We start from the raw sequence: 17,414 nt of genomic DNA on the forward strand, positions 1-17,414 counted from the left end.
CTGTGCTCGAACATGTTTTTGTCGTTCGTAGCCAAGAGGACTGGCAAAGCGATTCGAGCTTGCGCTCGAACGTCCCACATATGCTTCGCATATATGAGGCACCCGGTGTATGGGTGCTCATGTAGCCAAGCCTCAACTAGCCACCAGGAACTAGCAACCAGCAACTACTTCGGTGGCGGCAGATCCTTCCCCAGATCCTTCGTCCGCTCATCCTTGAAGTCTGTTCCGAAGTGCGGCTCGTCTTTGGTGCCGTTTATCTTCACCGGGATCTCCGCACCGGCGCCATGCTTTTTGAAGAAGGGGTCAGCGGGTTTCAGCAGCCATCCCTTCCACCCTGTCACCATCTGGCTTATCCGGGCTTTGGTGCGCACCTTGCCGACGAAGTCGAAGGTGTTGCCGTCGGTCGAATACTGGCCAAGCATCAACACCTGCGCGCCAGGCATGTCATAGCGCAGCGAGGGAACGTTGATGATGCCGTTTTTGAGCTGGAAGCTCCCGCGCATGTCGCTGGGGATATCGAAAGCGGCGGTACCCTGAGCGTTGGCCTCCTTGGGCTTGCCCTGGGCGCGCATGCTCAGCGCATCGACCTTCTCCTGAATCTTGTCGCTGGTGAAGTGGGCGTTGCGAATCTCAAAGGTGCCATCGGTCAGTTCTATTTTTTTCGCTACCGGGATATCGCCCGCTGGAATATGCAGTTTGGTCTTCATCTTGAAGCCGCCGGTCATCAGCGGAGGCGAGGTCTTCACTCCCAGGCGCAGCATGTCTTCAATCCGTGCCTTCGGCATTACAACGTCAAGGCGGATGTCCTTGCCTTTCGGATCTTTGTTATTGATCACGTGGCCGACGCACACGAAGTAGCTTTTGAGCAACCAGGCTTCAACCGGCTGCAGCAGGACATCTCCGTTGGTGCCGTCGATGATGGCGTGATACTTCGTGTGCAAGGGCACAGGATGCTCGCTGACGTCCAGGCGGAAGTCCGGTGTATCGGTTTCGCCGTCCGCGACGATATCGTCCAGGGTTCCACCAAAGGTGCCTTTCGAGGAAAGGATGCCGGCGATGCCTTTCGTTGTGCTCAGATCGGCATTCGAAAATTCATAAACCCCGTCGAGCGGTGTATCGCCAGGAACAAAGACATTCCACGGGCCGAAGTGGCCCTTGGCGGCGATATTACCCAGCGGTTTCGGGTTGACCAGCGTGGCGGTGTAATCGAAGGGCCGCTTTGCTCCGACATCGACCAGCACCATGTGGGCGATATCCCATTGAAGCGGCAGCTTGTCCGGCTTATGTGTCTCCATTACCAGGTCGGCATGATCGACGATGATGCGGTCGACGACGATTGATTCCTTCGGCGGTTTCTTCGGTTCCGGAGGCGTCGCCTTGCGGTCTTCCTTGGGTGGTTTGCGGAGATGCAGACCGGTAACGTGGACCTCGCTTACATGCGTCGGCGACTTGCGTAGGTCGTTCAACGTGCTTCGAAAGCTGAACTCGTCGACGGCCAGCATCGGTTCTTCCCGCTGCTGCCCCTGCGCATTCACCTCCGTCAGGTACATGATGCGTAAGCCCTTACCCTCAACGCCAAGGCCTTTGGCGACGGTGACATGGAACTCATCCAGCTCGACAGGAGATTGAAAACGGGCTGAGAGCGTGTCGATGATGCGCTGACGCATCAGGGGCTCGGCGTGGCGAGCAAGCCACCATGTGGCTGCCCCAAAGACCAGCAGTACCAGGCAAGCAGCAAGGCCGACCCATTTCAGCCAGCGAAACCGGCTTTTGGGTCGGGATGGGGATGGAGTGGACTCGGAGGCGGGGGAACCGCTGGCTAGCTCGCGTTCTTCGTCGTTCACTGCAATGGCCTTTCCTGCACGTCGTGCTGGGTTTTCAGATGCCACATAGCAGAGATGTGCTGCCAGTAAGGGATGTGGGCGCCTACACCTGCGAAAATAGAGTTGTAATGCTGCAACTCGCCGCTGCCGGAAAACGATTCGGTCCCAAACTGCTCTTTGACGAGGCCAACTGGCTGATCACCGCCCATGAACGCACCGGGCTGGTGGGCGGCAATGGCACTGGCAAATCCACCCTGCTGAAGACCTTAGCCGGCATCGAGACACTCGACTATGGCGCCCTGCACCGCACCAAGGGCATGACCCTGGGTTATCTGCCGCAGGATGGCCTCAATCTCACCGGGCGCACCGTCTTTAACGAGTGCCTGACGGTTTTTCAGTCCCAGCGCGAGATGGAGCAGGAGCTCGAGCAACTTACCCAGGCCATGTCGGAGCTTGATCCCGCCTCCGCTGAGTACACCGAGGTAGGCGAGCGTTTCTCTGAGATCAATGATCTGTTCCAGGCCCACGACGGCTATTCTCTCGATGCCCAGGTGGGCAGCGTCCTCGGCGGTCTGGGCTTCAGTAAAGCAGACTGGGGCCGCGATACCAGCGAGTTCTCGGGCGGCTGGCAGATGCGTATCGCTCTGGCCAAGCTGCTGTTGCAGAAGCCCTCGCTTTTATTGCTCGATGAGCCCACGAACCATCTCGATCTCGAATCGCGCAACTGGCTTGAAGGCTATCTTAGGGGCTATCCGCACGGCTTCATCCTTATCTCGCACGACCGCTACTTCCTCGACGTCACGGTTGAGAAGATCGTGGAGGTCTGGAACAAGCGGCTGCACTTCTACACCGGCGGCTACGAGAAGTACGTCACACAGAAACAGGAGCGCAAGCAGCAGCTTCTGTCGGCGTATAAGAATCAGCGCGACCACATTGAGCAACTCGAAGCTTTCATCGGCCGTTTCCGCTACCAGGCCACCAAAGCCAAGCAGGTGCAATCGCGCATCAAGGAGCTCGAAAAGATCGAGCACATCGACATTCCTGAAGAGGAGTCCACCATCCACTTCACCTTCCCCCAGCCGCCGGCCAGCGGTCGCACTGTTCTGGAGGCGAAGGGGATCTACAAGTCTTACGGCCCCAAACAGGTTCTGGAGAATGTAAGTTTCACCATCGACCGCGGCGACCGCATTGCCCTGGTAGGCGCAAACGGAGCCGGTAAATCGACGCTGATTCGCCTGCTCTCGCAGCTTGAACCACCCACATCGGGTGAGATCAAGCTCGGCCACAACGTAGCCGCCGACTACTTCGCGCAAGACCAGTACAAGGTGCTCGATCCGCAGGCCAAGATGCTGGACGATATCTCGTCCGCCGCACCTAAGGTGCCGGAGGTCGAGCTGCGCGGGCTGCTGGGTTGCTTCCTCTTCTCCGGCGACGATGTCTTCAAGCAGCTTGGCGTGCTCTCCGGCGGTGAGCGCAATCGTTATGCCCTGGCCAAGATGCTGGTCTCGCCGGCGAACTTCCTGCTGATGGACGAGCCCACGAACCACCTCGATCTGCGCGCCAAGGACGTTCTGCTGGAGGCCATCCGCAACTTCACCGGAACGGTGGTCTTCGTCTCGCACGACCGCTACTTCATCGACGGCCTGGCGACCCGCGTCTTCGAGGTCGAAGGCGGTCACGTCCACGTCTATCCTGGCAATTACGAAGACTATCTGCGGACTAAAGAAGGACAAGCCGCTTCGGCAGGGTCCCAGTCCAATGCAGATTCTTCCTCACCCCGGGTGCCCCAGCTTCGGGATCCCCACCAAACTTCGTTTGCTGGGGTGAACGCTCGCAACGCCAGGGTGGCTTCGGAGGCACAACTTTCCGAACAGGTACATACTGCAGGATCGGTACCGCCTCCTCCACAAAACACCACCACCAAACGTCTGAACCCCATCAAACTCCGTCAACTGGAAGACCGTCTGGGCACCCTTGAAGAAGAGATTCCGCGCACCGAATCGGCGATAGCGACCACCGAACAGGCCCTCTGCAACTTCGTCTCTGCGGATGAGACGCAGCGGCAGACCGAGCTGCTGGCGCAGCTCCGCGATCAACTACAGTCGCTCATGCAAGAATGGGAAGAGCTCTCGCTCACCCTTGAATCACAGGCATAAGTATGGCTTCGTTGTGGCAACCGAAGAACTGGAGCGAACGTCTGGCCGAGTTGGAGGCACAGACGGGCGATCTGAAAGAGGCGCCGTTACGGCGCGATGTGCGCTCGCTGGGCAAACTGCTGGGCGATGTGCTTCGCGAACAGGTCGGCGAAGAGCTGTTCCAACTGGTGGAGACACTGCGCCTTTCCGCCATTGAGCGCCGCGACGCAGATGCGAAGGGTGATACTGCCCGGGCCAACAGCAATCTGCAACAGACGATCCTCAGCATTCACAGCCTGGATGAGAAGCAGGCCTACCAGTTGGCGCGCGCGTTTGCCTTCTACTTCGAGCTCATCAACCTGGCGGAGACGAATCACCGCAAGCGTCGCCGTGTTGCACACGAGCTGAATCCTTCCACGATCCCTCAGCGCGGGTCGCTGCGGGGTACGCTACGCCGGATGAAGCAGGTCGGCTATACGGCAGAGCAGGCGTACGACCTTCTAGGCAAGCTGTGTGTGACGCCGGTCTTTACTGCGCATCCCACAGAGGTGGCGCGCCGCCTGGTCATGTTCAAGCAGCGCCGTATCAGCTACATTCTCTGGCGGCTGGACCGTATCCCCACCGCTCCCGAGCGTCTTGAAGCCCTGGAGCGCGAGCTCATGGCTGAGATTACGGCTCTGTGGCAGACCAACGATGTACGCACCGAGAGGCCTTCGGTCCGTGACGAGATTCGCATCGGCCTGGACTACTACGAGGCCTCGCTCTTCGCCACGCTGCCCCGGCTCTATGGAGAGATCTCCGGCGCTTTGGCCGCCGAGTACAACCTGAAGCCCGCTCCTGCCGATCTGCCCATCGTTGTGGACTATGGCTCCTGGATCGGCGGCGACCGCGACGGTAATCCTTACGTCACGCCCGATGTCACGCGCGAAGCCATCACGATGGCTTCGAATCTCCTGCTGAAGCACTATGGCGCGCGGCTGCAGAATCTCTTTGAGCAACTCGGCGCCAGCACCCAGCAGGCGCCGGTCTCAAAGGAGCTGTTGAAGCTGATGGCCGGCTACGTCAAACACTTCCACGGTACTGAGCACGAGGGGTTGGAGAAGCGCTTTGCGCATGAGCCGGTACGCCTGCTGGTCATCTGCATCATGATCCGCCTCGGCGCTTCGCCGCGCAGCAGCGTGCCCTTCTCCGGACTGCCTGCGTTGCCGCGCTACGCCAGCGCCGATGAGTTTCAGCATGACCTGTGTGTGCTGCGCAGCAGCCTGATGGAGAATCGCGGCAGCCGCCTCGCTGAGCTGCTGCTCGATCCGCTATTGCTGGAGGTGCGTACCTACGGCTTGCATCTGCACACCCTCGATATCCGCCAGCACGCCCGCGTACACGCTGCTGCTGTTGCGGAGCTTGGCGATGTGCAGCGCGTGAGCGAAGGCGCTTTGCCGAAGCAGATCTCCGCGCAGACGCTGGAGCTGATCGAGACGGTGCGCGCCGTTGCCGAGATCAAGCGGAAGTCGCCCCGCGCCATTCGCCAGTACGTCATCAGTGGCGCTACCGAAAAAGAAGACCTGCTCCGCGTCATCTGGCTGGCCCGCATGGGCGGCGTTACGGTGGAAGGCCGTGAAGGCGATCCTGGTCTGAAGCCGGTGCCGCTCTTCGAGTCGATTGAAGATCTGCGCAATGCTCCGCGTATCTGCCGCGATGTCTGGACCAGCGAGGCTTACAAGCCGCTGCTCGAGAGCTGGAACTTCGAGCAGGAGATCATGCTTGGCTACTCCGACTCCAACAAAGACGGCGGCATGATCACCTCGACATGGGAGATTTACAAAGCACATCGCGCGCTGCACGATGTTGCCCGCGAGTGTGGCGTGAAGCTGCGGTTATTCCATGGCCGCGGGGGAACCGTCGGCCGTGGCGGTGGACCGACGCACCGCGCCATCTATGCGCAGCCTTTCGACGGATTCAACGGTCAGTTCCGCATCACCGAGCAGGGCGAAGTGATGAACTGGAAGTACTCTGATGTGGTGCTTGCCGAGCGTAATCTGGAGCTGATGCTTGCCGCTTCGCTCGACGCCCTGGCGCGTCCCGATGCCAAGGCGCAATGCGATGCGTGTCTCACCGGTCTGCTTACGCCGGAGTGGGAAGAGGCGCTGAACGAGCTGAGCGACACCTCCTATGGTTTTTACCGCTCCAGCATCGTTGAAGACCCGGAGGTCTTCACCTATTTTGAGCAGGCCACACCGGTGGTTGAGCTGGAACACGCCAAGATCGGTTCCCGCCCCGCCCGTCGCAGCGGCAAGCGCAATTTTGCTGATCTGCGCGCTATTCCCTGGGTCTTCGGATGGATGCAGAGCCGTCACCTGGTGCCCGCGTGGTTCGGAGTCGGTTATGCGCTGGAGAACTTTGCCGGCAAGGGACCGGAGGCTTTGGCTCTGCTGCAGCAGATGATGCGCGAGTTCCCGCTCTTCATCGACATGATCCGCAACGTTGAGATGGCGCTGGTGAAGAGCGACTTCGGTATCGCCCGCATGTATGCCGGACTGGTGAAGGATGAAGGGCTCCGCGAGCGTGTCTGGTCGAAGCTGTTGGCCGAATTCGAGCGTACCAAGAAGATGGTGCTAGCGGTGACCGGGCAGACAGAGCTGCTTGCTACCAACCCAGTGCTGGCGCGGTCAGTGCGTCTGCGTAATCCGTATGTCGATCCGATGAGCCTGATCCAGGTAGAACTGATGCGGCGTAAGCGCGATGAGGGAGAGACAGACGACCTGAATCGCGCCATCACGGCGACCATCAACGGCATCTCCGCGGGTCTGCGGAACACTGGCTGATGCGAAGTTACCTACATAACGAAGGCCCGCATCCGTCTGTTGCGGGCCTTCGTGTTTTGCCGAGATTTATCTAGCGATGCTGTTTACCGCTACGGCTTTGAACCTCAGGTGGCTGACGCAGACTGTTTCCATGGCTTCCGGAGCTGTTACCGGAATCTTCCTGTGGTTTCATCTGTTGCATGCCGTCAGTCCCGGTGTGGGCGGCGTAGCTGCGGTCGTGGCCTCGGTTATGCACGGGTTCCATGATGTCCCCGTGTTGTTTGAGTGGAGTCGATTGTTTATTGCTCATCCTCTTCTCCTTTCCACTTTTGTGCCGATACAGCGATCAGGCAGCTTCTGTCTCACTCTCGTCCCCAATCTCCAGTGCTCTGACAGGCTCGTCACCGGGAGGGGATGGAGCGCCCCAATCATACTCATGACCGGGATATTTCTCCTCCACGCCGGGCGGTCCCACGGCGGGAATGCGGCGCTCGTCCTCGAACAGTTGCCAGCCCTGTTCGTGAGCGTATTCGCCTGAAAGGCCGCGTGTGCGGTTGGTGAATCCGACGGGTTCGTGGTGCGGTGCTTCAACCATCGCCTGTCACCTCCTTTTGAGGGTGTTGAGATGGGGCTGCCCCGCAGGTGGATGCCCGTTTCCGGGAGAAATATGCCAGGGCTCAGCAGGAGCGCGAAACACCGTAGAATGAAGCGCATGGACTGGAAGAGTAAGCGCGTGACTGCCCTGCTGGAAGCCGCGCTGATAGAAGACCGTGCGACTGAGGATGAGACAACCCGACTGACGATTGACCCTTTGCTGCGAGCCTCGGCGTCGATCCTGGCAAAAGAAGACTGTGTCGTCTCCGGATTGGGCTGTATCCCCGCATTTCTTGAGATCTTTGCCCGGCTCAGCAAGAAGCCCGTCGGGCGTTTTGAAGTCATCAGCCACCCCGAAATCTTCGATGGCGTGCGGGTGAAAAAGGGGCAGGCGCTGGCGGTCATCCGCCACAATGCCGCGTCGATCCTCTCCTGCGAGCGCGTGATTCTGAACCTGATGCAGCGCATGAGCGGCATCGCAACGCTTACCGCACAGTACGTGCGGGAGGTACAGGGAACGAAGGCCAAGGTGCTGGATACACGCAAGACCATGCCCGGAATGCGCCTGCTGGATAAATATGCCGTGGCCTGCGGCGGCGGCACCAACCACCGGCAGGACCTGCATGACGACGTGCTCATTAAGAACAATCACATCTCGCTCGGCGGTGGCATTCCTACCGTGTTGAAGAAGGCCTTGGAAGATCGCCGCGGCGGCATGAGGGTCCAGGTTGAGGTCCGCACCTTTACCGAACTGGAACAGGCACTGCTGGGCGGGGCAGAGGCTCTGTTGCTGGACAACATGACACCCGCCGAGGTCGCCAAGGCAGTCAAGGTGATCCGCAAGCGGGCCCCGGGTGTCTCCATCGAGGCCAGCGGCAACATGAACCTGAAGACCATTCGCAGCTATGCCGAGACTGGCGTGGACTTTATCAGTGTTGGCGCGCTGACACACTCTGCCGTTGCTGTCGATCTCAGTATGAAGATCACCGCGGACGTGTACTGATGTATGACCTGGCAGCAATGCAGGCCGCGCTTCGCGGGACCATCTTTGCGGACCAGGTCGCGTACTTTCCCACGATCGACTCGACCAACACCTACGCCCTGGCACAGGCGCAGCGTGGAGCTCCTCACGGCAGTGTCTATCTAGCCGGGGAACAGACGGCGGGCAGGGGACGCGGCGGCCACCAGTGGCACTCGCGTCCGCAGGACGGCATCTACGTCAGTGTTTTGGTGCGGCCGTCGCTCAGCAGCGACCGCGCGCTCTGGCTTTCGTTGATTGCCGGCATGGCGGTAAAAACGGCCATCGAGGGGGCAACCGCGCTGGCAGCCGATATTCGCTGGCCCAACGATGTTTTGTTGCATGAAAAGAAGTGCGCGGGCATCCTGGTGGAGTCGGTATATGCGGGCGATGCAATGCGGTACGCCGTGATCGGCATTGGCCTGAACGTAAACCACGAGAGCTTTCCTGAGCCGCTTTCCCATACAGCCACTTCGTTGCGCCAAGAGACCGGGCATCCCCAGAGTCGAGAGGTTCTTCTAACCACTCTGTTGCACGCCCTGGAGGCGGAGCTGACGGCATTGGCGGCAGGAGAGGACGTGCTGGAACGGTTCGCCGCAGCCTCTTCCTGGGTGCGGAATAAGCAGGTGAGCGTGGCCGAAGACGAGGGCTATACTGGGGTGACGTGCGGGTTGAATCCCCAGGGGTTTTTGCTGGTTAAGACTCGTGAGGGGATACGAACGGTTCGCTCCGGCGGCGTGCGTCCTTGCGAATGACGGAAGGGAAAGAGGCTAAGAGCGCGCAATGCTACTGGCACTCGATGTAGGAAACACCAACATTGTGCTGGGCGTGTATGACCGCCCGGAGGCCGGTCAACCGGCAAAGCTTATCGCCGACTGGCGTGTTACCACCATTCTCCATCGCACTGTCGATGAGATGAGTGTTCTTCTGCGAGAGCTCTTTGAGCTGCGCGACCTGAAGATTGAAGATGTGACCGGAGTCGCTATCTCTTCTGTTGTTCCACCCGTCGACCAGGTGTTGCGCCGTGTCTCGGAGACGTTATTTAAAATCCGGCCACTCTTCGTGGAGCCGGGTATCCGCACAGGTCTCGCTGTCCTGGTCGATCATCCCACTGAGGTCGGCGCCGATCGTATCGTGAATTGCGTCGCGGCGTTCGAGCGCTATGGCGGCCCCTGCATTGTGGTGGACATGGGCACGGCCACAACGTTCGATGTCATCTCGGCTAAGGGCGAGTTTCTCGGCGGCGCTATCGCTCCTGGTCTGGGCATCTCTGCCGATGCGCTCTTCAATCTGGCTGCGCGGTTGTCGCGCGTCGAGATTCGCAAGCCCTCCAAGATCATCGGTACCAATACGACGGAAAACATTCAGATCGGTCTGTACTACGGCTACATCGGCCTGGTAGATGGCATCCTGGAGCGCATGATTACTGAACTCGCTGCACCGGTGAAGACAGTCGTGACCGGCGGTCTCGGCAAGCTGATCGCGCCCGGCTCGCGCTATCTCGATACGGTCGACGAAATGCTTACTCTTGATGGTCTGCGCATCATCTACGACCGCAACCAGGAGCGCCGCCGCCGGCAGGGCGAAGCTGCGAAGGTGTTGCAGGCGTAGCGGTGCTGAATTACTTCAACTACTTCACTGAGATCGAGCAGCGTTTCCAGCAACGTCGGGGATCGCTTCTCATGCTCTCCACGCTGGACTGGGCTTTGATTGAGACCTGGCGCGATGCCGGCATTCCGCTGGAAGCGGTGCTCCGCGGCATCGATCAGGCCTTCGATAAGTACGATGAACGCCAGCGGCGTGCGCCTCGCGGCGTGCGCAAGGTGAACGGCCTGGCATGGTGTGCTCAGGCCGTGATGGAAGCAACCGAAGAGATGAAGGAAGCCGCGATTGGCGCCTCGAAGCATCCGCAGGAAGAACAGGAGTCCGGCTTCGAGGGCGAGTCTGTCGCGCGCTACCTGGAATCGAATGCCGGCATTCTTGCCGGCGCCAAACTGGCGGCCCCTGCTGATGCTGTGGCGGCTGAGGTAGCGGCGCGTCTTCGCGCGCTGGCTGCAGAGATGCGTGTGACGGCTGGTGGAAGTCTTGGAACACAGCCCGGCAATATGGAGCAGCTCGACCGCACGCTGACCGTGCTGGAGGAGAAGCTCTTTGCCGGCTTGATGACGGCCGCGCCCGAGGCAGAGCTGACCGCCTTGCGCGAACAGGCCGCGCGCGAACTTGCTCCGTATCGCAGCCGCATGCAGGCCGTGCAGATTCGCCAGGTGGAGCAGCAGTTCCTGCAGAAACGCATCCTTGAGGCGCGTAATCTTCCACGTCTCTCGCTCTTCTACATGACTCACGATTTATGAAGCTGCGCATCGAGAAGGCCATTTACGGCGGCAACGGACTCGCGCGCATGACAGAAGGCGAGCAGGCGGGCAAAGCTGTCTTCGTTCCCTTTACTCTTCCGGGCGAGGTCGTGGATGCAGTCGTGCGCGCATCGAAAAAGGGTTTCGCCGAAGCGGAGTTGCTCGCTGTCGTTGAGCCTGCACCGGAACGTGTCGCTGGGCTATGCCGCCACTTCGGCGTATGCGGCGGATGCCAGTATCAGCATGCCGCCTACGAGGCGCAGCTCGCCATGAAACGCGGCATCCTGCGCGAAACAATGGAACGCGCAGGCGTACGTCAGCTTCCAGAGATCGCTGTGCACGCCGCCGAACCATGGCACTATCGCAACCGTATTCGTCTGCGCTGCGAGAACAACCGGCTCGGCTATAACCGCCGGGGATCGCATGTCTTTCTGCCGATTGCTGAGTGTCCCATCGCCGCGCCACTGTTGTGGCAGGCCGCGCAGGCCTTGATGGGGCTTCCGCTGGAAGGCGTTGCTGAGGTGGAGTTGTTTACCGACGCATCCGAAAGTGCGCTCCAGCTCACGCTGCTTGCTGTTAAGCCCATTGCGACGCAGCGTCTCGCGCGCCTGTGCGAAGCGCTGCAATCGAAGATGCCGCAGCTCATCGGAGCCAGCGTTGTGCAGGCAGATCGCGACCAGCGCGGCCATCGTGGCCAGCCGGATGAGTCGGTAGAAGGCCATGTTGCGGCACAGTGGGGCGAGCCGTCTCTGCCGTATACGGCGGCAGCACAGATCTATCGTGTCCAGGCAGGCGGCTTCTTCCAGGTGAACCGTTTCCTTATCGACACCATGGTTTCGCTGGTGACAGCACAGCGCAGCGGACAGCACGCATGGGATCTGTACGCCGGTGCGGGTCTTTTCACTGCTGCCCTGATGCAGCATTTCGCGCAGGTAACAGCCGTCGAGATCGGTGAGGCCAGCTTCCGCGAGCTTTCATCGTTGGTGACCCTGCCCCATCGTGCCCTTCGCGCGACGACGGCAGAGTTTCTGCGCCGCGGCAAACTGCAGGCGCCAGATCTGGTTGTGGTCGACCCGCCGCGTGCCGGGTTGGGGCAAGAGGTGGTTGAGCGGCTTGGCGCCTTAGGAACGCCGCGTATCGTCTACGTCTCCTGCGATCCTGCTACTTTCTCGCGCGACGCAGCTGGACTGCTACAATCCGGCTACACGTTAGCTGAGCTGCATCTCGTGGACATGTTCCCCCAGACATTTCATTTGGAGACGGTTGCCGTCTTCGAGAGATAGCTTTTGCCGGCGTTCTATTTGTGCACGCGGCCACATCCATTCTCGACAAGCTGTGGCCTCGCTGGGCGATTGAGCCGTTGCGGCTCGGGCGTATTCCTGTCTTTCTGGCGGCCCTAAGTTTCATCTCCGGCATCGTTCTGGCGCGATGGAACTGGATTCCGATCGGCTGCCTGCTATGGCTCAGCGGATGTTGTGTTCTGGTGACATGGCTTGCTCTACGTCATGCTCCGCGGGTTGCGCTCTGGCCTGCTTTGCTGCTTTGGCTGGTAGCCGGCATGATGTGTCTGGAGTTGGAGCCTCGCGCCGTATCCGCATCCGGGTTGGCGCAGTACGCTGACCGCCTCAGCCGCCAGATTACGGCACAGGTGGTTCGCGTGCAGCCGCTCAGCGCCGCAACCTACGCCCCGGAAACCTTCGATCCCGAGGCGCTCGAAGACGAGTCTGCTCCGAAGCGTGCAAACCTTCTCGCTGTGGATCTTGCGGTCGACAGCGTAGAAGAGGTAAAGCCCGACACGTCGCGCATGCTTCCCGTGAAGGGAGGTCTTCGTCTCTACGTGCAGGCGGCCGATGTTACGGCGCTTCCGCGGTTGCACTGTGGTGACAGGCTCGCGTTTGCCGTGCAGATGCGCACGCCGGAACGCTATCTCGACCAGGGTGTATGGCAGTATGCCGAATACCTGGAGCAGCAGGACATTGCCGCTACCGCGAGCATTCACGCAACGGTGCTGCAGCCAATGCCATCTGCGCACGCTGGGTTTCGCTGCACGCTGCATGCCTGGGCAACGTGGGCCGCGGGCCGCCTGCAACGCGTGGCCGACTCACGCGGAAACCGCATGTTGCCCGCGATGCTGCGGCTTACGGGCGACGATGCCGGCATGCTGAGTGCCATGCTCTTCGGCGACCGCACGCTGCTGGACCATGGCATGCGTCTTGCCTTCGAGCGCACCGGCACCTTCCATGTCTTCGTCGTTGCCGGCATGCATCTAGCGCTTCTGGCAGCGATGATCTACATGCTGCTGCCGCGACGTTTGCCGGAAGGCGGTCGCGTGTTGATCACCATCGGACTCACGACGCTCTATGCTCTCCTGACCGGCTTCCAGCCGCCGGTGCAGCGCGCGCTAACCATGACGGTTGTCTTCCTGCTGACGCGCTGGCTCTCCCGTGAACCCAGTACGCTGAATGCCCTTGGACTCGCTGCGGTTGTGGTGATCGCGGAGGCCCCACACCTGATCTTTGAAGCCAGCCTGCAGATGTCGCTCCTGGTGATCATCGCGATCGGTGGAATTGCAGTGCCTCTGCTTGAGCGCACCGTGCAGCCGTATCTCCGGGCGACGCAGCGGTTGCGTCTCGTGCAACTCGATACCGGCTTTCCTCCGCGGATTGCCCACTTCCGCGTGCTGCTGCGCATGTACGGCCGGCCCGCAGGATGGATCTTCGGTGCGTGGGCTCGCAACTTGCCCGCGTGGATGGTACGCGCGGTGTTACACCTCGTGGAACTTGCCTTCGTCAGTCTTGTGGCGGAGATGGTGATGGCGCTGCCCATGGCCATCTACTTCCATCGCCTCACGCTCTTCTCAGTCCCGCTCAACCTGTTGTGTGTGCCGCTGCTGGGCATGCTGATGCCAACAGCAATCGTGACCTTTGTTGCATCCCTGATCTCACCCTGGCTGTCGATTTTGCCGGCTGCGGCGACATCGCTGTTGCTGCATGCCATGACTGTGATTGTGCAGCGGGTCAGTCATGCACCTGCGGTCGATCTTCGCATGCCTGCACCACCGGTATGGGCCATGCTCTTCGCTCTCGCATGCTGGGGCGGGTGTCTATGGCTGGTACGGCGACGTGGCGCCTGGGTATGGCTGACAGCCGTGCTGCTTCCTGTAGCGATGCTTGCGGTCACGTGGCACTATCGCGCTCCATTGCATCAAGGAGAACTCGAAGTCACGGCGCTCGATGTCGGCCAGGGAGACTCCATCCTGCTTGCTTCCCCGCATGGAGCCACCATGCTGATCGACGCGGGAGGTCAGGTCGGTTCTTCACAGGTTTCCAATGGTGGTTGGGATATCGGCGAAGAGGTCGTCTCCCCTTATCTCTGGTCGCGTGGGATCCGCAGGCTGGATGTGATTGCTCTCACCCACGCGCACAGCGATCACATGGGCGGCATGGCCGCCGTGCTGCGAAACTTTCATCCACGTGAGCTATGGGTCAGTGTTAATGCGGGTTCGGCATCGTTTCACCGTCTTTTGCAGCAGGCGCGTGATCAGGGAACTGTCGTGCGATGGATGCATGCTCCCGACTCACTCACGTGGGACGGCCTACGCGTGCAGGTGCTGGCTCCACAGGCATCCGCGCCCAACGGTTTGGGGCCGATCAATAACGATTCCCTGGTGATGGAGGTCGATTATGGCCGCGCCTCTGTGCTGCTGGAAGGCGACGCAGAGCGGCAGAGTGAAGCCACCATGCTCTCATCAGGCATGGTTCATTCGGTCACGTTGCTGAAGGTCGGCCATCATGGCAGTCTATCCTCCACAACGCCGGAGCTGTTGCAGACCCTGCATCCGGGCTACGCTGTCATCTCCGCCGGAAGACATAACCGTTTCGGCCATCCGCGGATGGAGATCCTGCAACGGCTGCAAACAGCACAGGTCCGTACAGAGCGTACGGACCTGCGGGGTGCTTCTACGTTTCTGCTGCGTAATGACGGCAGCGTCACTACAGATTGAGCTTCTTGAAGACCGACTCCGGAATGTGGCGGATCACGAACATGATGATCTTCCAGATGCCCGGTACGTACAGGACATCTTTCCGCGCATGGATCGCGTCGACGATGCTCTGCGCCACCTTATCCGGATCGGCGAACTTCTCACTGCCTTTGATGCCCATGGTCATCGCAGTCTTCACCGGGCCAGGCTTGATGGTGAGCACGGTCACACCCTGGCGGTCCACGCGATTGCGCAGGCCGTCGAGGAAGGCAGTCAGGCCGGCCTTTGAAGAACCGTAGACATAGTTGGATTTACGGCCGCGCTCGCCGGCTACGGAGGAGATCACCGCCAGCACGCCACGGCCCTGCTTGACAAAGTAGTTCGACAGCCAGGTGCAGAGTGAAACCGGTGACAGGAAGTTGGTGTACAGCACCTGTGCGGCGGCGTTGAAGTCTTCTTCCGACTGCTGCTGCTCGCCCATAATGCCGTGGGCGAGGTAGGCAACGTCCAGGCCGCCCAGTGCGTTGATGGAGTCGGCCAACAGTTGCGGATGCCGCGCGGTGTCATCGAGATCGGCGACTGCGGTCTCCACAAATTTGGCTCCGCGGGCGCGCAGATCGGCGGCTACGGCGCCCAGCTTATCGGAGCTACGGCCTACCAGCACCAGGCTCGCGCCCTGTTTCGCCCATACGCGGCACGTAGCTTCGGCAATGCCGGAGGTTGCCCCCAGTACAAGAACTCGTTCGCTCATTGATGTTGTTCTATTCCTCTCGTGTCACGCGCTCCCAGAAGCTGGAGGAGAGCAGCGGGTCTTTGTAGCGCCGGAACTGCTGCCACTCCGGATAACTCTTCTGGTATTGCGCAGCAGTCATGCGGGCATCTTTGGCCGGATAAAGCTTGCCGCCGAACTCCAGCGTCATCTTTGCCAGGCGATCGAAGAGCGGGAAACTCTTACCGGGCTTGATGGGGAAGTCCAGCGCCAACGTAATGCCGGGCTGCGGGAAGCTGAGCAGGCCGGGCGATGGAACATCGCCGAAGGCCTTCAGTACTGCGAGGAAGGAGGCGAGGCCGCTCTTCGCAACCTCATTCAGAATGGCGATTGTGCCCTCGCGTGCATGCTCCCACGGAATGGCGTACTGGAACTGCAGCAGGCCGCTAGCGCCATACATGCGGTTCCATTTCAGCACCTTATCCAGCGGATAGAAGAACGGCTCGTAATCCTGCAGTGCAGTGACGCGCTTCTTCATCTGCTTATGGAAGAAGACCGTGTTGAACGCGGCGACGGATGCTGAGTTCAACATGAAGCCTGGAGCTTCGAAGGGAAAGATAAGCTTCGGTTCTGGTGAAGGCTTCAGCTCTCCGGGATTGCGGGTGTGGTCGCCCTGCATGAAAACGCCGCGGGCAAAGTTCTTTCCGGTCGAGGAGCAATCGATCCAGCTCACCGTGTATTCCACATGCTTGCTGGCTTCAGTCAGCGCGAGAAACTCATCGACACCGTGGAACTGGATTCCCTCGTAGTCGATCTTGCGGCTGACGATGGGCTTCATCTTCAGCTTCGCCCATGTGATCACGCCGGTCAGGCCCAGGCCGCCGATGGTGGCGGCATACCAGTCAGGGTTCTCCGTCGCGGAGCAGCGCAGATGGGTTCCGTCGGAACGCACCAGCTCAAACTCCGGCACATGGCAGCCGAAGGTGCCGGCAACATGATGGTTCTTACCATGAATGTCGTTGGCGATGGCCCCGCCCAGGGTCACGTATTTCGTGCCGGGCGTGACGGGCAGAAAGTAGCCGCGTGGAACGCAGAAGTCCAGAATCTGAGCCAGCGTCATGCCGGCCTCCGCGGTCAGAATGCCGGTCTCAGGATCCCAGCCGAGGATGCGATTCATCCCGGTGGTGACCATCAGATTGCCGTCTTTCAGCAGGCAGACGTCGCCATAGCTGCGTCCCATGCCTACGGCGAGTGCGCCGTTATGCATGCCGCCATACCGGGAGACGATTGCGGGAAAGTCGCTTTGCCACTGCAGGGGAACGACATTTGCGTTGTATTTCGGATAGCGGCCCCATGGTTCAAAGGGAGGCTTTCCGGTCATCTGGTCGTCGCTCTGGTCAGGTACGCTCAAGGTTCTTTGAGGGGATCCGGCGGCAGTGGCCATGAAGACAGGATAGCTGATGGAGTTTACGAAATTAAAAACTCTGGATTAGAAGAGGGTGGTTCCAAACACAACGGGCGCGACCGAAGTCGCGCCCGTTGGTTTGAAACTTTGCAGCGGTTACTTACGCAGCCTGCTTGGCGGCGGCGTTGGCATCCTTGGCCTGCTGGGCCAGGGCGGTGAAGCCCGCGGCGTCGTTGACGGCGATGTCGGCCAGAACCTTGCGGTCCAGCTCCACGCCGGCCTTCTTCAGACCGCTGATGAACTGCGAGTAGCTCAGGCCATTCAGCTTGGCGGCGGCGCCGATACGGACGATCCACAGCGAGCGGAACTGACGCTTCTTCTGCTTACGGCCGGTGTAGGCGAACTTCAGTCCACGCTCAACAGCTTCCTGCGCTGCCTGGTAGAGCTTTGATTTTGTGAGGAAGTAACCACTTGCGCGCTTAAGAATCTTTTTGCGCCGGTCACTGCGCTTTGTGCCACGTTTTACGCGAGGCATCGTATTTCTCCTTTTGCGTACTTCGTTTAGGCGGCTGGAGGTGAGAGTACCTCTTCACGCG

At 60.2% G+C, this 17,414-nt stretch carries 14 protein-coding genes; 8 read left to right on the forward strand and 6 right to left on the reverse strand.

Going from position 1 to position 17,414, the window contains the following annotated elements:
• Window positions 1–164 precede the first annotated feature (164 nt).
• Window positions 165–1,844: an AsmA-like C-terminal region-containing protein gene (locus OHL21_RS08225; RefSeq protein ID WP_263416773.1), complete on the reverse strand. Its 1,680-nt coding sequence runs from the start codon at window positions 1,842–1,844 to the stop codon at window positions 165–167.
• A gap of 107 nt (window positions 1,845–1,951) precedes the next feature.
• Here OHL21_RS08225 and OHL21_RS08230 point away from each other — a divergent pair, with 107 nt between their 5' ends.
• Entirely contained in the window at window positions 1,952–3,979 is a 2,028-nt protein-coding gene (locus OHL21_RS08230) for an ABC-F family ATP-binding cassette domain-containing protein (protein WP_263416774.1), read from the forward strand.
• A 2-nt stretch (window positions 3,980–3,981) separates the two neighbouring features.
• Entirely contained in the window at window positions 3,982–6,780 is a 2,799-nt protein-coding gene (locus OHL21_RS08235; protein ID WP_263416775.1) for a phosphoenolpyruvate carboxylase, read from the forward strand.
• A gap of 70 nt (window positions 6,781–6,850) precedes the next feature.
• On the opposite strand, the gene OHL21_RS08240 is transcribed toward OHL21_RS08235, so the two are convergent.
• Window positions 6,851–7,069, reverse strand: coding sequence for a hypothetical protein (locus OHL21_RS08240; protein ID WP_263416776.1), 219 nt, complete (start codon window positions 7,067–7,069; stop codon window positions 6,851–6,853).
• A gap of 36 nt (window positions 7,070–7,105) precedes the next feature.
• Window positions 7,106–7,354, reverse strand: coding sequence for a hypothetical protein (locus tag OHL21_RS08245; protein ID WP_263416777.1), 249 nt, complete (start codon window positions 7,352–7,354; stop codon window positions 7,106–7,108).
• Window positions 7,355–7,471: 117 nt separating this feature from the next.
• Between OHL21_RS08245 and nadC the strand changes: the two genes are divergently transcribed.
• Genes nadC through OHL21_RS08275 form a run of 6 tightly spaced genes read left to right on the forward strand, consistent with a single transcriptional unit; the run spans window position 7,472 to window position 14,725 of the window.
• A complete protein-coding gene (nadC, locus tag OHL21_RS08250) occupies window positions 7,472–8,356 on the forward strand; it encodes a carboxylating nicotinate-nucleotide diphosphorylase (RefSeq protein ID WP_263416778.1) in 885 nt (294 codons plus the stop codon).
• On the forward strand, window positions 8,356–9,126 hold the full coding sequence (locus OHL21_RS08255; RefSeq protein ID WP_263416779.1) for a biotin--[acetyl-CoA-carboxylase] ligase: 771 nt from the start codon (window positions 8,356–8,358) through the stop codon (window positions 9,124–9,126). Before nadC ends, OHL21_RS08255 begins: the two co-directional genes overlap by 1 nt.
• Before the next feature lie 28 nt (window positions 9,127–9,154).
• Complete coding sequence (locus OHL21_RS08260; protein ID WP_263416780.1) at window positions 9,155–9,982, forward strand: type III pantothenate kinase; 828 nt, start codon at window positions 9,155–9,157, stop codon at window positions 9,980–9,982.
• Window positions 9,983–9,984: 2 nt separating this feature from the next.
• Window positions 9,985–10,722 (forward strand): hypothetical protein, encoded by a 738-nt coding sequence (locus OHL21_RS08265; protein WP_263416781.1) that lies wholly within the window; start codon window positions 9,985–9,987, stop codon window positions 10,720–10,722.
• Window positions 10,719–12,005: a 23S rRNA (uracil(1939)-C(5))-methyltransferase RlmD gene (gene rlmD / locus OHL21_RS08270; RefSeq protein ID WP_263416782.1), complete on the forward strand. Its 1,287-nt coding sequence runs from the start codon at window positions 10,719–10,721 to the stop codon at window positions 12,003–12,005. Before OHL21_RS08265 ends, rlmD begins: the two co-directional genes overlap by 4 nt.
• A gap of 20 nt (window positions 12,006–12,025) precedes the next feature.
• Window positions 12,026–14,725, forward strand: coding sequence for a DNA internalization-related competence protein ComEC/Rec2 (locus OHL21_RS08275; protein ID WP_263416783.1), 2,700 nt, complete (start codon window positions 12,026–12,028; stop codon window positions 14,723–14,725).
• On the opposite strand, the gene OHL21_RS08280 is transcribed toward OHL21_RS08275, so the two are convergent.
• The 3 genes from OHL21_RS08280 to rplT form a co-directional block, all read right to left on the reverse strand.
• Window positions 14,715–15,455 carry an SDR family oxidoreductase gene (locus tag OHL21_RS08280; RefSeq protein WP_263416784.1) on the reverse strand — a complete coding sequence of 247 codons (741 nt, stop codon included), beginning with the start codon at window positions 15,453–15,455 and terminating at the stop codon, window positions 14,715–14,717. The two genes, OHL21_RS08275 and OHL21_RS08280, sit on opposite strands and share 11 nt — an antisense overlap.
• Before the next feature lie 10 nt (window positions 15,456–15,465).
• Window positions 15,466–16,794, reverse strand: coding sequence for an FAD-binding oxidoreductase (locus tag OHL21_RS08285; protein ID WP_263416895.1), 1,329 nt, complete (start codon window positions 16,792–16,794; stop codon window positions 15,466–15,468).
• Window positions 16,795–16,978: 184 nt separating this feature from the next.
• A complete protein-coding gene (gene rplT, locus OHL21_RS08290) occupies window positions 16,979–17,353 on the reverse strand; it encodes a 50S ribosomal protein L20 (protein WP_263416785.1) in 375 nt (124 codons plus the stop codon).
• Between the last annotated feature and the right edge of the window lie 61 nt (window positions 17,354–17,414).

The organism is Terriglobus albidus (assembly GCF_025685425.1).
GTDB classification, from domain to species: Bacteria; Acidobacteriota; Terriglobia; order Terriglobales; family Acidobacteriaceae; genus Terriglobus; species Terriglobus albidus.

Excerpts from the sequence above, each read along its gene's own strand:
- OHL21_RS08230 (WP_263416774.1), top strand. The coding sequence starts at position 1,952 with ATGCTGCAACTCGCCGCTGCCGGAAAACGATTCGGTCCCAAACTGCTC.
- OHL21_RS08235 (WP_263416775.1), top strand. The coding sequence starts at position 3,982 with ATGGCTTCGTTGTGGCAACCGAAGAACTGGAGCGAACGTCTGGCCGAG.
- OHL21_RS08240 (WP_263416776.1), bottom strand. The coding sequence starts at position 7,069 with ATGAGCAATAAACAATCGACTCCACTCAAACAACACGGGGACATCATG.
- OHL21_RS08245 (WP_263416777.1), bottom strand. The coding sequence starts at position 7,354 with ATGGTTGAAGCACCGCACCACGAACCCGTCGGATTCACCAACCGCACA.
- nadC (WP_263416778.1), top strand. The coding sequence starts at position 7,472 with ATGGACTGGAAGAGTAAGCGCGTGACTGCCCTGCTGGAAGCCGCGCTG.
- OHL21_RS08255 (WP_263416779.1), top strand. The coding sequence starts at position 8,356 with ATGTATGACCTGGCAGCAATGCAGGCCGCGCTTCGCGGGACCATCTTT.
- OHL21_RS08260 (WP_263416780.1), top strand. The coding sequence starts at position 9,155 with ATGCTACTGGCACTCGATGTAGGAAACACCAACATTGTGCTGGGCGTG.
- rlmD (WP_263416782.1), top strand. The coding sequence starts at position 10,719 with ATGAAGCTGCGCATCGAGAAGGCCATTTACGGCGGCAACGGACTCGCG.
- OHL21_RS08280 (WP_263416784.1), bottom strand. The coding sequence starts at position 15,455 with ATGAGCGAACGAGTTCTTGTACTGGGGGCAACCTCCGGCATTGCCGAA.
- OHL21_RS08285 (WP_263416895.1), bottom strand. The coding sequence starts at position 16,794 with ATGACCGGAAAGCCTCCCTTTGAACCATGGGGCCGCTATCCGAAATAC.
- rplT (WP_263416785.1), bottom strand. The coding sequence starts at position 17,353 with ATGCCTCGCGTAAAACGTGGCACAAAGCGCAGTGACCGGCGCAAAAAG.